The 13,504-nt window shown below is 67.3% G+C and carries 12 protein-coding genes and 1 pseudogene; 10 read left to right on the top strand and 3 right to left on the bottom strand.

Features of this window, described 5'->3' with window-relative positions; translation table 11 throughout:
• Positions 1-82 precede the first annotated feature (82 nt).
• The 3 genes from FIU66_RS02755 (at position 83) to FIU66_RS02745 (ending at position 2,318) form a co-directional block, all read left to right on the top strand.
• Positions 83-463 (top strand): CidA/LrgA family protein, encoded by a 381-nt coding sequence (locus FIU66_RS02755; protein WP_167621284.1) that lies wholly within the window; start codon positions 83-85, stop codon positions 461-463.
• A complete protein-coding gene (locus tag FIU66_RS02750; protein WP_167621283.1) occupies positions 456-1,172 on the top strand; it encodes an LrgB family protein in 717 nt (238 codons plus the stop codon). Before FIU66_RS02755 ends, FIU66_RS02750 begins: the two co-directional genes overlap by 8 nt.
• Positions 1,173-1,322: 150 nt before the next feature.
• Positions 1,323-2,318 (top strand): glycosyltransferase 61 family protein, encoded by a 996-nt coding sequence (locus FIU66_RS02745; protein ID WP_167621282.1) that lies wholly within the window; start codon positions 1,323-1,325, stop codon positions 2,316-2,318.
• 110 nt (positions 2,319-2,428) lie between these two features.
• On the opposite strand, the gene mog is transcribed toward FIU66_RS02745, so the two are convergent.
• Positions 2,429-2,974 carry a molybdopterin adenylyltransferase gene (mog, locus tag FIU66_RS02740; RefSeq protein ID WP_167621281.1) on the bottom strand — a complete coding sequence of 182 codons (546 nt, stop codon included), beginning with the start codon at positions 2,972-2,974 and terminating at the stop codon, positions 2,429-2,431.
• 99 nt (positions 2,975-3,073) lie between these two features.
• Complete coding sequence (locus tag FIU66_RS02735) at positions 3,074-4,333, bottom strand: argininosuccinate synthase (protein ID WP_255432311.1); 1,260 nt, start codon at positions 4,331-4,333, stop codon at positions 3,074-3,076.
• An 81-nt stretch (positions 4,334-4,414) separates the two neighbouring features.
• Between FIU66_RS02735 and ilvA the strand changes: the two genes are divergently transcribed.
• The gene (gene ilvA / locus FIU66_RS02730; protein ID WP_167623365.1) at positions 4,415-5,704 is read left to right on the top strand and encodes a threonine ammonia-lyase IlvA; all 1,290 of its coding nucleotides are present in this window, start codon (positions 4,415-4,417) and stop codon (positions 5,702-5,704) included.
• A gap of 69 nt (positions 5,705-5,773) precedes the next feature.
• The gene (locus tag FIU66_RS02725; protein WP_167621279.1) at positions 5,774-7,054 is read left to right on the top strand and encodes a PP2C family protein-serine/threonine phosphatase; all 1,281 of its coding nucleotides are present in this window, start codon (positions 5,774-5,776) and stop codon (positions 7,052-7,054) included.
• Here the strand turns inward: FIU66_RS02725 and FIU66_RS02720 are convergent.
• The gene (locus tag FIU66_RS02720) at positions 7,051-7,494 is read right to left on the bottom strand and encodes an NUDIX domain-containing protein (RefSeq protein WP_167621278.1); all 444 of its coding nucleotides are present in this window, start codon (positions 7,492-7,494) and stop codon (positions 7,051-7,053) included. The genes FIU66_RS02725 and FIU66_RS02720 overlap by 4 nt on opposite strands.
• Before the next feature lie 144 nt (positions 7,495-7,638).
• Here FIU66_RS02720 and FIU66_RS02715 point away from each other — a divergent pair.
• The 5 genes and pseudogenes from FIU66_RS02715 (at position 7,639) to FIU66_RS02695 (ending at position 13,456) form a co-directional block, all read left to right on the top strand.
• Positions 7,639-8,654 (top strand): annotated as a pseudogene (locus tag FIU66_RS02715) (Hsp33 family molecular chaperone HslO).
• On the top strand, positions 8,651-9,244 hold the full coding sequence (locus FIU66_RS02710; RefSeq protein WP_240544721.1) for a CoA pyrophosphatase: 594 nt from the start codon (positions 8,651-8,653) through the stop codon (positions 9,242-9,244). The pseudogene FIU66_RS02715 and the gene FIU66_RS02710 overlap by 4 nt, the downstream one beginning before the upstream one ends.
• Positions 9,241-10,380: a CCA tRNA nucleotidyltransferase gene (locus FIU66_RS02705; RefSeq protein WP_167621277.1), complete on the top strand. Its 1,140-nt coding sequence runs from the start codon at positions 9,241-9,243 to the stop codon at positions 10,378-10,380. Before FIU66_RS02710 ends, FIU66_RS02705 begins: the two co-directional genes overlap by 4 nt.
• Positions 10,377-12,221: an ABC transporter ATP-binding protein gene (locus tag FIU66_RS02700; RefSeq protein WP_167621276.1), complete on the top strand. Its 1,845-nt coding sequence runs from the start codon at positions 10,377-10,379 to the stop codon at positions 12,219-12,221. The genes FIU66_RS02705 and FIU66_RS02700 overlap by 4 nt, the downstream gene beginning before the upstream one ends.
• Positions 12,218-13,456: a class I SAM-dependent RNA methyltransferase gene (locus FIU66_RS02695; RefSeq protein WP_167621275.1), complete on the top strand. Its 1,239-nt coding sequence runs from the start codon at positions 12,218-12,220 to the stop codon at positions 13,454-13,456. The genes FIU66_RS02700 and FIU66_RS02695 overlap by 4 nt, the downstream gene beginning before the upstream one ends.
• The last annotated feature ends 48 nt before the right edge of the window (positions 13,457-13,504 follow it).

The raw sequence follows: 13,504 nt of genomic DNA, 5'->3' as shown, positions 1-13,504 counted from the left end.
TCCGTGCTGTATCTGGCACGCGGCAACTGACTTTCCACAAGATGCGCATAGTCTGGCGGGGGTTTCTTGCTACCATCGGGCCATGATCACCGCCCTGTCCCTGATTCTGGCCTTTCAGCTGGTCGGAGAAATCCTGTCCCGTGCCTTAGACCTGCCCCTGCCCGGCCCGGTCGTGGGGCTGTGCCTGCTGGTCGGGGCCTGCATCCTGCGCCCGGCATTGGCCGCGCGGCTGAGGCCGACCGCCCAGGGCCTGCTGTCGCATCTGTCGCTGTTCTTCGTGCCTGCGGGCGTGGGCGTCGTCGCGCATTGGCCGGTGCTGCGCGACCACGGGATCGGACTCGCCCTGGCGATCATGGGCTCCACGCTGCTGGCAATCGCAGCGGGGGCGCTGACGTTCCAATGGGTGGCACGGTGGACGGGGGCGGTCGATCCGTCGGCTTTGAAGGGGCGGGGCGATGACTGACCCGGCGCTGATCTGGTCCTATCTGGCGCAGGGGCCGCTGCTTTGGCTGACGGCGACGCTGGTCGCCTATGTCATCGGCGACGCGCTGTTCCGCGCGGCAGGGCGCCAAAGCTGGGCCAATCCGGTGCTGATCGCGGTGGTCCTGCTGGCGGCGCTGCTGGGCGCAACCGGAACCGAATACGCCACCTATTTCGGGGGTGCGCAGTTCGTCCATTTCATGCTGGGCCCTGCGACCGTCTGCCTGGCGCTGCCGCTGTATGACAACCTGCCCCGCGTCCGCCGCGCCGCATGGCCGATGCTGGCGGGGCTGGTGGTCGGGTCGGGGATGGCCATCGTCTCGGCCCTGCTGATCGCCCGAGCCTTTGGAATCAGCGGTCCGGTCCTGGCCTCGCTGGCGCCCAAGTCCACCACCGCCCCCGTCGCGATCGGCATCGCCGAGCGCATCGGAGGCCAGCCGACATTGACTGCTGCCCTGGTGCTGCTGACCGGCATCTTCGGGGCGATCGTGGTGACGCCCCTGCTGAACGCGCTGCGGGTCAGGGACTGGAGGGCGCGCGGCTTTGCCGTGGGCGTCGCCGCGCATGGGATCGGGACGGCGAGGGCTTTCCAGGTAAACGAGACGGCGGGGGCGTTCTCGGGGATCGGGATGGGGCTGAATGCGGTGTTGACGGCGGTCATCGCGCCGATTGTGGTGGGGTGGTTCGGTTAAAGGCAAATCTACCTAGCCGAAAGGACATATTGCCGCAACGGAATATACTTGGTGCATTCATTTTCAAGACGATGCTTGAATCATTGATTATCAGTGTTGGTTCCCATGTCGCTTGCGCCTCTGCTGCATCGTATTCGCAAAAGCTCTTTCATGGACCGAGATATTGCCAAGGCCGCTTGCGAAACAGTGGCCATTGCCAAACCTGAAACTACTGTCCGGACAATGGCAACCTTTCTGCCGGGCCAACTGGACCGTGTGAAGGGGGTTCAATTCCAAACCACCCATCAGCAGGAAATGGATCGACTTACGGCAACGCCAGTCCATCACTCGGCGACAATGGCTTACAGGCTCAGGAATTGCCTGTTGATTGGCGGAACTCTTTACTCAAACGGCTGCCGGTATCAGATGCTGCGCGATCGACCGCCGCTTGCCGCTATGGTCGACTGCGACATCAATGAAGCAGCCTTTGTGGGCACGCCTGTCAGCGACGTTTATTTTGGTCATTATCTTGTCGGCGACATTGGTACTGCCCTTCTTGCACACAATTTTGCGCCTGTTTACCGCCCCTTCAGCTATCGCCATGCGGATTGGAGCCATCCTGTCGCCTATCGCCAGATGATGGGGATAGATTGGAAGACCACGGGCAATGCCCGCATCAAGGATGCCTGGGTTTTTCGCGACGTAGGAATGACGCAAAACCGACGCAAGCGGCTTTGCACCCTCCGGGAACGTCTGCAGGCGCGGCCATCGGCGCGCAGCGGGCATGGCGTCTTCCTGATACGCGGCGAGACGGGTTCGCAACCACGATTGCTCCGCAACGAGGCCGTGATCGCAGAGGGCCTGGCTGCGCGTGGCTTTGATATCGTCGATCCGGCGAAAGAAACGGCGGACGACATTGTCCGCAAGCTGTCGGGCGCGCGTATCGCTATCGGCGTGGAAGGAAGCTCGCTGGGACATGCGCTTCTGACCCTGGCGGACCAGGGGGCGCTGCTGACCATCCAGCCTCCGTATCGCTTCAACAATGTCTGGAAGGATTTTACGGATCTCCTGGGGATGCGGTATGGCTTTGTCGTCGCAAACGGGGACCAGGACGGTTTCGACATTGGTCTCGACGATATCCTGCGGACCGTCGATCTGGTTGCATAGCCAAAGCCAATGCGTTGGCTTGGCAAACCGTCAGTTTACCAGGACGTTCAGCCGATCGCGCGGATCTGTGGCCGCGTAAGAAGGCAGGGCCCGACGGGACACGGAGTTACTTAAACCCCCGGCCGAAACGCCTTCACCTTCGCCGGATCCGTTTCCACCCGCGCCGCGCCGATCAGGTCCAGACAATAGGGCACCGCCGCAAACACAGCCTGCAAACAGGTCGCTATCGCCGCCGGCTTCCCCGGCAGTGTGATAATCAGCGTAGCGTCCCGGATCACGGCCGTCTGGCGCGACAGGATCGCGGTCGGCACCTCGGCTAGGGAGGCGCGGCGCATTTCCTCGCCAAAGCCCTCCAGTTCCTTTTCGGCCACGTCCATCACGGCCTCGGGCGTCTGGTCGCGCGGGGCGGGGCCGGTGCCGCCGGTCACCAGGATCAGGTCCGCGCCGGTTTCGACCAGTTCGCGCAAGGTCGCGGCCACGCCTTCGCGACCGTCGGGGACGATCACGCGGTCGATCTGCATGGGCGAGGTGATGACGTCGCGCAACCAGGCCTCGGCGCCGGGGCCGCCCTTGTCCTCGTATTCCCCCCGCGCGGCGCGGTCGCTGACGGTGACAATGGCGATGCGGGCGGGACGATCGGTGACGGGGGCGGTCATGGGGCGGCCTTCTGCTGGACCGGGCCACTGTGGGACAGGCCCGGGCAAAAGAAAAGGCCGCGGGAAATGCCGCGGCCCTTGGTGCAGGATCGGGGGATGTTACCTGTTCCGCGCGTTGCGGTTCGCGACCAGCTTCAGGCGCAGCGCGTTGAGGCGGATGAAGCCCGCCGCGTCCTTCTGGTCATAGGCGCCCGCGTCATCCTCGAAGGTGACATGCGCTTCGGAATAAAGCGACTGGTCCGACCAGCGGCCCACGCAGGTGGCCAGGCCCTTGTAGAGCTTCAGCCGCACGGTGCCCGACACATGTTCCTGCGACTTGTCGATCAGCGCCTGCAGCATCTCGCGTTCGGGGCTGAACCAGAAGCCGTTGTAGATCAGTTCCGCATAGCGCGGCATCAGGCTGTCCTTGAGGTGGCCCGACCCGCTGTCCAGCGTGATCTGTTCGATCCCGCGATGCGCCTCCAGAAGGATCGTGCCGCCCGGCGTTTCGTAGATGCCGCGCGACTTCATGCCGACGAAGCGGTTTTCCACGAAATCCAGCCGGCCGATGCCGTGCTTGCCGCCCAGCTCGTTCAGGCGGGTCAGGATCGTGGCGGGCGACAGCGCCTGACCGTCGATCGCGACGGCGTCGCCGCGCTCGAAGGTGATCTCGATGAACTCAGGGGTATCCGGCGCATCCTCGGGGTTTACGGTGCGCTGATAAACGTAATCGGGCGCGGCCTCGGCCGGGTTTTCCAGCGCCTTCCCTTCGGACGAGGTATGCAGCAGGTTCGCGTCCACGCTGAAGGGCGCCTCGCCGCGCTTGTCCTTGGCGATGGGGATCTGGTTCTGTTCCGCAAACTCGATCAGCTTGGTGCGGCTGGTCAGATCCCACAGCCGCCAGGGCGCGATGACCTTGATCGACGGGTCCAGCGCATAGGCCGACAATTCGAACCGCACTTGGTCGTTGCCCTTGCCGGTCGCGCCATGGGCCACCGCATCGGCGCCGTGCTGGTGCGCCAGTTCAACCAGCCGCTTTGAGATCAGCGGGCGCGCGATGGACGTGCCCAATAGGTACAGCCCTTCATACAGCGCATTGGCGCGGAACATGGGGAACACGAAGTCGCGCACAAATTCCTCGCGCAGATCCTCGATATGGATGTTTTCGGGCGCGATGCCCAGCAGTTCGGCCTTCTGGCGCGCCGGTTCCAGTTCCTCGCCCTGGCCCAGATCGGCGGTGAAGGTGATGACCTCGCAGCCGTATTCGGTCTGCAACCACTTGAGGATGATCGAGGTGTCCAGCCCGCCCGAATAGGCAAGGACGACTTTTTTCGGCGCGTCGGTCATGCATTTAACCCTTTGGCGAAGTTTCCGGGGCAATAAGGCCAATCGCGCGGTCTAACAAGGGCCGGGCTGCCGATCCCCTTGCCAAGTTCGGCTTTTCGCGTCATGCGCAAGCGCATGGAAAACCCTGCCCCCCGCGACCCCGCCCTCAGCTTTCCCGCTGCAAGCTTTTCCGACTGCGTCGCGCAGGCCGAAACCGCCATCCGCGAGCTGTTCGAGCCCACGCCCTTGCAGCGCAACGACCACCTGTCGGCGAAGCTGGGGGCCGAGATCTGGCTCAAGCGCGAGGATCTGACGCCCGTGCGCAGCTACAAGCTGCGCGGCGCCTTTAATGCGATGCGCAAGCGGGTCACGCCCGGTGCTGCCGGAAACGCGCATTTCGTTTGCGCAAGCGCGGGCAACCACGCGCAGGGCGTAGCTTATGCCTGCCGCCATTTCGGCGCGCGCGGCACGATCTTCATGCCGGTCACGACGCCCAAGCAGAAGATCGACAAGACCAAGATCTTCGGGGGCGATGCGATCGAGATCGTGCTGACCGGCGATTACTTCGACCAGACGCTGGCCGCGTCCCAGGCCTTTGCCGCCGAACAGGACGCGCAGTTCCTGCCGCCCTTCGATTCGGCCGACGTGATCGAGGGCCAGGCGACGGTCGGGCTGGAAATCCTGCGCCAGCTTGACGGGGCGCCGGATCTGGTGGTCCTGCCGGTGGGCGGTGGCGGGCTGGCGGCGGGCATCACGCGCTATTTCGCCGAGATGGCGCCGGCCACGCAATTTGCCTTTGCGGAACCCCTGGGCGGCGCCAGCCTGCAGGCAGCCTTGCAGCAGGGCGCGCCGGTCGCGCTGCCGGCGGTGGACAATTTCGTCGACGGCGCCGCCGTGGCGCGCATCGGCGCCCTGCCCTTCGATGCCCTGCGCCGCTTCAGCCCGCAGGACGTGCATTTGGCGCCCGAGGACCGCATCTGCATCACCATGCTGGAGATGCTGAACACCGAGGGCGTGGTGTTGGAACCCGCGGGCGCGCTTGCCATCGACGTGCTGGGCGATCTCGGCGACCTGGCCGGCAAGCGGGTGGTCTGCGTCTGTTCCGGTGGCAACTTCGACTTCGAGCGACTGCCCGAGGTCAAGGAACGCGCCCAGCGTTTCGCGGGGGTGAAGAAGTATTTCGTGCTGCGCCTGCCGCAGCGCCCCGGCGCGCTGCGCGATTTCCTGGAACTGCTGGGTCCCGAAGACGACGTGGCCCGATTCGAGTACCTGAAGAAGTCGGCGCGCAACTTCGGCTCGATCCTGATCGGCATCGAGACCTCAGCTCCGCAGAACCTTACCACGCTGAAGGCGCGGCTGGATCACGCGGGCTTTGTCTATCGCGACATCACCAACGACGAGATTCTGGCAGAACTTCTGGTCTGAATCCGGGCATTTACCCGGTCTTTACGGTCCGGGGGTTATCACCTGGGCATGAAGCGCCCGAATCGCCAGATGCTTGCCCCCAGCCAGCCGCCCGCCACCCGGCTGGTTCGGCGTGTCCTGTTGGTAAGCCCCAATGCCGCGCAGCGACGCATCTTCTCGATCCAGCTGCGCCGTGCCCATTACGAGGTGATGGAGGCAGGCTCGGTCGCGGACGCGCTGCAACTGTGCCAGCGGAACGAACCCGACATCGTGCTGTCCGACTGGTCGATCCCGGGTCGTGCGGGCATGGAATCGGGACTGGACCTGTGCAGGGCCTTCCGTGCGGGCGAACGGCGAAACTATGGCTATTTCGTGTTGCTGACCTCGGCCCAGGACGAGGTGGACGTGGCCCAGGGGCTCGAGGCGGGGGCGAACGATTTCCTGGCCAAGCCCGTGACGACGCAGGACCTGCTGGTCCGCCTGGCCGCCGGCGAACGCATCCTGCGGGTCGAGGAGGATCTGCGCGCCAGCAATGCCCAGCTTCGCACCGCCCTTGACCGGCTGCGCGACACCCAGGCCGCGATCGACCGCGACCTGGCCGAGGCGCGCAAGCTGCAGCAGGGGCTGGTCAAGCAGCGATCGGGCCGGTTCGGGCCGGTCCAGCTGTCGCTGCTGCTGCGACCCGCGGGCCATATCGGCGGCGACCTGGTCGGTTTCTTCCCCATCGGAGAGGATCGGGTCGGCATCTATGCCCTGGACGTGTCGGGACACGGGGTGACGGCGGCCCTGCTGACCGCGCAACTGTCGGTCCACCTGTCGGGATCGGCCGACCAGAACGTGGCCCTGCGCGCGGCCCAGACGGGGACCGATGCGGTCAGCCCGGCGGCCCTGGCGCATTTCTTCAACAACATGATGCTCGAGGAGATGGCGACCGATACCTATTACACCATGATCTATGGCGACCTGAACCACGTGACGGGCCGGTTGCGGATGGTGCAGGCGGGTCATCCCCATCCCTTCCTGCAACGCGCCGACGGATCCGTGCGGCCCCTGGGCAACGGCGGAATGCCCATAGGCGTCTTCGAGAAGCCGATCTTCGACGAGATCGACGTGACCCTGCAACCGGGCGACCGCCTGCTGATCTGCTCCGACGGCATCACCGAGGCCACCAGCCCCGCCGGCCGGCTGCTGGGCGACGACGGGGTCGAGGCCATCCTGCGCACCAATGCCTTCCTGGGCGGGCACGTGTTCCTTGAATCGATGGCCTGGTCGGTGTCGGAATATTGCCGCGGCGAAAGGCAGGACGACATGTCGGCCGTGCTGATCGAATATCTCGCCCCGGCCGAAACGGTGCCCCTGCCCCGCCGCTAGACCAGGTGGCGGAAACGCCGCAGGAAGGCCCGGGCGCCGGGATCGGCCAGCAGGTCCATCGCCCTGTCGGGGCCGGCCCAGCGGATGCTGTGATGCGGCTCGATCGGCGCGTACAGGCGCAGGACCGGCCGGGCGATCCAGACATGGCACAGCTTTTCGGCGAAGCGGTCGTAATCCGGCATGAAGGCAAAGCGGCGATAGCTTCCCAGGTGGCGGGCGGCGCCGATGGACCAGCCGGTTTCCTCGAAAACCTCGCGGTGCAGGGCGCGCAGGCCGGTTTCGCCGGGGTCGATGCCGCCGCCGGGCAACTGGAACTCGGGCTCGGGCGTGGCCTGGTGGGTCAGCAGCAGCCGCCCGTCGCGGACCAGCAGGCCATAGGCGCCGGGCCGCAGGTGGTGACGCTGCCCCGGCCGCGGGGGATTGCCGTATCGGCGGATCATGGAAACCTCGGCTTGTCTGCCCTGTCTCTAGCGCAGGGCGGGACGGCGGGAAAGCGGCCCCCTTGGGATTGCCGGCAAACCCCCTATATTGGTCGCGACCCGGCCCGCCCCTTGCGGGCCCGAACCGATTTCAGGAATCACCGCATGAGCAAGATCAACCAGATCGCGTGGGACGACACGGTTTTGCCGTTCCAACTGGACCGTTCGGACATTCGCGGCCGCGTGGCGCGGCTGGACGGCGTGCTGGACCATATCCTGTCACGCCACGATTATCCGGCCTCGGTCGGCGCCCTGGTTGCCGAACTGGCGCTGCTGGCGGCCCTGGTGGGCCCGACCGTGAAGCTGCGGTGGAAGCTTAGCCTTCAGGTCCGCGGCAATGGCGCGATCCGCACGCTCGCCGCCGACTATTACGCCCCCGAACACGACGGCGCGCCCGCCCGGATCCGCGCCTGGGCCAGCTTCGACGCCGACCGTCTGGACAGCCGCCCCCCTTCGAACAGGTGGGCGAGGGGTATTTCGCGATCCTCATCGACCAGGGCCAGGGGTCGCTGCCCTACCAGGGGATCACGCCCTTGTCGGGCGGGTCGCTGTCGGCCTGCGCGCAGACCTATTTCGCGCAATCCGAACAGTTGCCGACGCGGTTCCAGCTGGCCAGCGGCTTTTCCCGGCTGACGGGCGAGACCGGCCATTGGCGCGCCGGCGGCGTGATGCTGCAAACCCTGCCCGCCCAGCCGATGCAGTCGGGCGAGGGCGGCAGCGGCGAGGGCGGTCTGATCGAGGCGGCCGACATCCTGCAGGGCGCGGCATCCGAGAACTGGAACCGGGCGAACCTTCTGCTGGACACCGTCGAGGTGCTGGAGCTGATCGGCCCCTCGGTCGGCCCCACCGACCTGCTTCTGCGCCTGTTCCACGAGGAAGAACCCCGCGTCTTCGACACCCAGCGGGTGGAATTCGGCTGTTCCTGCACCTCGGACCGGGTGCGCGACACGCTGTCGATCTATTCGGCCAAGGACATCGCCCACATGACCACGCCCGAGGGCATCGTGACCGCCGATTGCCAGTTCTGCGGCGCGCATTACGAGTTCGATCCCCAAAGCCTTGGCTTCGAGGCTACCGTGGACGCCGACGGCCAGCCCCTGCCCGACAGGGCGGCCGAGTGATCCCCGACTGGTCCGAGGATCGGCTGCGCCTGGCCCTGTCCGTCGCAGCCGGGCCAACCTCCGATTACGACCTGAACCCGGATGTCGCCCCCCCTACGGCCAATCTGCGTCCTGCCGGCGTGCTGGCTGCGTTCCACGCCGACGACGGGCGGCTGGTCCTGACCAAGCGCGCGTCGGGACTGCGCCATCATCCCGGCCAGATCGCGCTGCCCGGCGGCAAGGTCGACGCGGCAGATGCCGATCCGACCGCCGCCGCGCTGCGAGAAGCGCAGGAGGAAGTGGGCCTTGACCCCGCGCAGGTCGACCTGCTGGGCTCCTTGCCCCCGCATCGCACGGTGACGGGCTTTGCCGTGACCCCCGTCATCGGCATCATCCGCGGCCCCTTCCAGCCCCGCCCCGAACCCCGCGAGGTCGAGGAGGCCTTCACCCTGCCCTTCGCCCATGTCGCCGACCCGGCCCGCTATCGGGTGGAACGCCGACGCTGGCGCGAGGGCTGGCGCAGCTATCACGCCGCGCCCTTCGGCCCCTATTACCTGTGGGGCGCGACGGCGCGGATCCTGCTGGGCCTTGCGAAAGGGATCCAGGCGTGACGCGGCTTCCCGTCGGCCTTTTGCAGGATGCGGACCTGCAGGCGATCTTCGCCGCCGTCGAGGCGGGGGGCCATCGCGCCTGGCTGGTGGGCGGCGCGGTCCGCAACGCGCTTCTGGGCGAACCCGTGGGCGATCTGGACCTGGCCACCGACGCACCGCCCCACCGGGTCAGCGACCTGGCGAAAGCCGCAGGGCTGAAGCCGGTGCCCACGGGCATAGACCACGGCACGGTGACGGTCGTGGCAGGCGGACGGGGGTTCGAGGTGACCACCCTGCGCCGCGATGTCGAAACCGACGGTCGCCGCGCCGTCGTGGCCTTTTCGGACGACCTGGCCCAGGACGCGCACCGCCGGGACTTCACCATGAACGCGCTTTACGCGGGTCGCGACGGCACCGTCATCGACCTTGTCGGCGGGCTTGAGGATCTGCATGCCCGCCGCCTCCGCTTCGTGGGCGATCCCGCGCAGCGCATTGCCGAGGATTACCTGCGCATCCTGCGCTTCTTCCGCTTCCTGGCCTGGTATGGCCGCGACGCGGATCCGGCAGCCCTTGCCGCCTGCCGCGACGGGCGCGATGGGCTGGCGCAGATCTCTCGCGAACGTATCGGGCAGGAACTGCGCAAGCTGCTGATGGCCCCCGATCCCCTGCCCGCGATCCGGCTGATGGCGGAATCCGGCGTGCTGGCCGAGGTGCTGCCCCATGCCACGCCCGACCGTCTGGCGGCGCTCGCGCCCTCGACGCACTGGCTTGCGCGGCTGGCGGCGCTGTCGCAGGCCGATCTGGCCGACGCGCTGCGCCTGTCGCGCGCCGATGCACGCGACCACCGGATCCTGGTGACGGCCTTGGCCGAGGACTGGTCCTTCGACCGCATTGCCTATCGCCTGGCGGGCGAGCTGGCCGACGCCGCGGCTGTGCTGGTCCAGACGGGCCCTCGCGGCACGCGCCCCGGCTGGCCCGAGGCCAAGGCCGCCGCGCGCCCGCTGCCGATCACGGCCGGCGACCTGCAGCCGCGCCTGCAGGGCCCGGCCCTTGGACGCGCGCTGAAAGCGGCCGAGGATGCCTGGATCGAGGCGGGCTTTGCCATGCCCGTCCCCGCCCTGATCGACATCGCCCTGCTTGCCGGAGAAAGCCAATGACCCTTCACCACCGGCTTGGCCGCCTGATCGATGCCTTCCGCCCGGCGGAGGGCCCGCCCCCCGCCACCCTTCTGGCGTTCTTCCGCTGGTGCCTGTCTGGCGCATGGGGTGGGCTGACGCTGGCCGGCATCGCCTCGGCCCTGGGCGGGGTCGCCGACGTGGTGGCGGCCGTGCTGCTGGGCTGGGTCGTGGACGCCATCGCGACGGGCGATCCTGGCGCCTTCTGGGGTCAGAACGGCCTGCTGGTCGCGGCGTTCGCGGGCTTCTTCCTGCTGCTGCGGCCGCTGATCTTTGGCTTTTCCACCGCCACCAGCAGCGTCATCATCGGACCGAACGTCCTGCCCCTGGTCCTGTCGCGGATCCACCGCTGGACCATGGGCCATTCTGTCGCCTTCTTCGACAACGACTTCGCCGGGCGCCTGGCGCAAAAGCAGATGCAGACCGCCCGCGCCGTCACCGATGTCGCGTCCGAGATGGTGAACGTGGTGGCCTTCGCGCTGGCCTCGGTCCTGGGATCGGCGGCCTTCCTGGTGTCGGTCGATACCTGGGGGGCGGTCGCGCTGATCCTGTGGATGCTGGCCTATCTGGGCCTGATCCGCTTTTTCCTGCCGCGCATCCGGGCGAAATCCGGCGCCCGCGCATCGGCCCGCGCGATGATTACGGGCCAGGTCGTCGATACCATCACCAACATCAAGACCGTCAAGCTGTTCGCCCATGCCGAGCACGAGGATCGCGCGGCCCTTGGCGCCATGGCGGGCTTTCGCGAACGGGCGCTGGATTTCGGCGTGGTCAGCAGCACCTTCCGCATGTCGCTGATGGTCATCGCGGGCATCCTGCCGGTGATCCTGGTCGGCGGGTCGATCATGCTGTGGCGGCAGGGCCAGGCGACGCCCGGCGACGTGGCGGCGGCGGGTGCCATCGCCATGCGCCTGTCGCAGATGACCGGCTGGGTCAGCATGGCGCTGATGGGCATCTGGGGCAGCGTGGGCGAGGTCGAGGACGGCATGAAGACCCTGTCCCCGCCCCATGCCCTGACCGACGCGCCGGATGCGGTGCCGCTGGAACGGGTCGCGGGGCAGGTCGATTTCGACCATGTGGGTTTTGCCTATGGCCGCGACGAAGGGGGGCTTGCCGATATCGACCTGCATATCCGCGCAGGCGAAAAGGTGGGCATCGTCGGCGCCTCGGGGGCGGGCAAGTCCACGATGGTGGCGCTGCTGCTGCGGCTTTATGACGTGGAAAAGGGCGCGATCCGCATCGACGGGCACGACCTGCGGCAGGTCACCCAGGAAAGCCTGCGCCGCCAGATCGGCATGGTCACGCAGGAAACGGCGATGTTCAACCGATCCGCCCGCGACAACATCCTGTATGGCCGTCCCGGCGCCACGCAGGCCGAAATCGAGGCCGCCGCCCGCGCGGCCGAGGCGCATGACTTCATCCTGACGCTGCAGGACCATGCCGGGCGGCGGGGCTATGACGCCCATCTGGGTGAACGGGGCGTCAAGCTGTCGGGCGGGCAGCGCCAGCGGATCGCGCTGGCCCGCGCCTTCCTGAAGGACGCCCCGATCCTGGTCCTGGACGAAGCGACAAGTGCCCTGGACAGCGAGGTCGAGGCCCAGGTCCAGGACGCCCTGGTCCGCGCCATGAAGGGCAAGACCGTGCTGGCCATTGCTCACCGCCTGTCCACCATCGCCGAACTTGACCGGATCGTCGTCATGGACAACGGCCAGATCGTCGAACAGGGCAGCCACAACCAGCTTCTGGCGCGTGGGGGGCTTTACGCGCGCTATTGGAACAGGCAATCGGGCGGCTTTCTGGGAACCGAGGAAGCGGCGGAATGAGCCTGTGGCATGTCGAACGGTTGGGCCGCCGCGGCGATGGCGTGGCCCATGGCGACGCGGGCCGCGCGCTTGCGGCCCTGACCTTGCCCGGCGAGGCCATCGAGGGCGAGGCGCAGGGCGACCGCATCCCTGCCCCGCGCATCCTGACGCCCTCTCCTGACCGGGTGCGCCCCATCTGCGCCCATTACCGCGCCTGCGGGGGATGCTCGCTGATGCACGCAAGCGACGGCTTCGCCACCGCATGGAAGCGGCAGGTGGTCGAAACCGCCCTTGCGGCGCGCGGGCTGCCGGCGCCGGTCGAGGGGGTTCACGTCTCGCCGCCCATGTCCCGGCGGCGGGCGGTTCTGTCTGGCCGTCGGACGAAGAAGGGCGCGCTTGTCGGCTTCCACGCCCGCGCGTCCGACGTGATCGTCGATCTGGCCGAATGCCACGTCATGCGGCCCCAGATCACCGCCGTCCTGCCCCTGCTGCGCCGCATCACCGTCGCTGGCGCCTCGCGCAGCGGCGAGTTGTCGATGACCGTCATCCACGGCCCGGCAGGGCTGGATCTGACGGTTGCAGGCGGCAAGCCGATGGAGCCAGCGCTGTTCCAGGTCCTTGCCGCATTGGCCGAGGAAGGCGACCTTGCCCGCCTGACCTGGCAGGATCAGGCAGGTGAGGTCCAGTCGATCACGCGCCGCCCGCCGGCCCTGCCGATGGGCCGCGCGCAGGTCGTCCCGCCGCCGGGCGCTTTTCTGCAAGCCACGGCGGAGGGAGAGGCTGCCTTGCTGGCGGCGGTGCGCGACGTCACCGCAGGGGCCGCGCGGATCGTGGACCTGTTTTCGGGCTGCGGCACCTTTTCGCTGCCCCTGGCCGAGACGGCCACGGTTCACGCGGTCGAGGGGCTGGCCGCGCCCCTTTCCGCGCTTGATGCCGGTTGGCGCGCCGCACCGGGGCTGAACCGCATCACCATCGAGAATCGTGACTTGGCCCGCCGCCCGCTTCTGGCGGATGAACTGAACCGCTTTGACGCGATTGTGATCGACCCGCCCCGCTCCGGCGCCGAGGCTCAGGCGCGGGAAATCGCCTGCTCGACGGTGCGCAGGATCGCGTTCGTATCCTGCGATCCGGTCAATTTCTCAAGGGATGCGCAGCTTCTTGCCGACGGTGGCTTTGTGCTGAAACGGCTTCGCGTGGTCGATCAGTTTCGCTGGTCTCCCCATGTCGAAACGGTGGCCGAGTTCGTCAGAACCTAGGCAGATCACGATGGTTTGTGCTATCTAGCATCCATAAAAAATCCAGAA

Origin of the sequence: Paracoccus sp. AK26, from assembly GCF_011801365.1 — a bacterium.
Lineage (GTDB): Bacteria > Pseudomonadota > Alphaproteobacteria > Rhodobacterales > Rhodobacteraceae > Paracoccus > Paracoccus aerius.
This window is presented reverse-complemented; position numbering and strand designations above follow the sequence as displayed.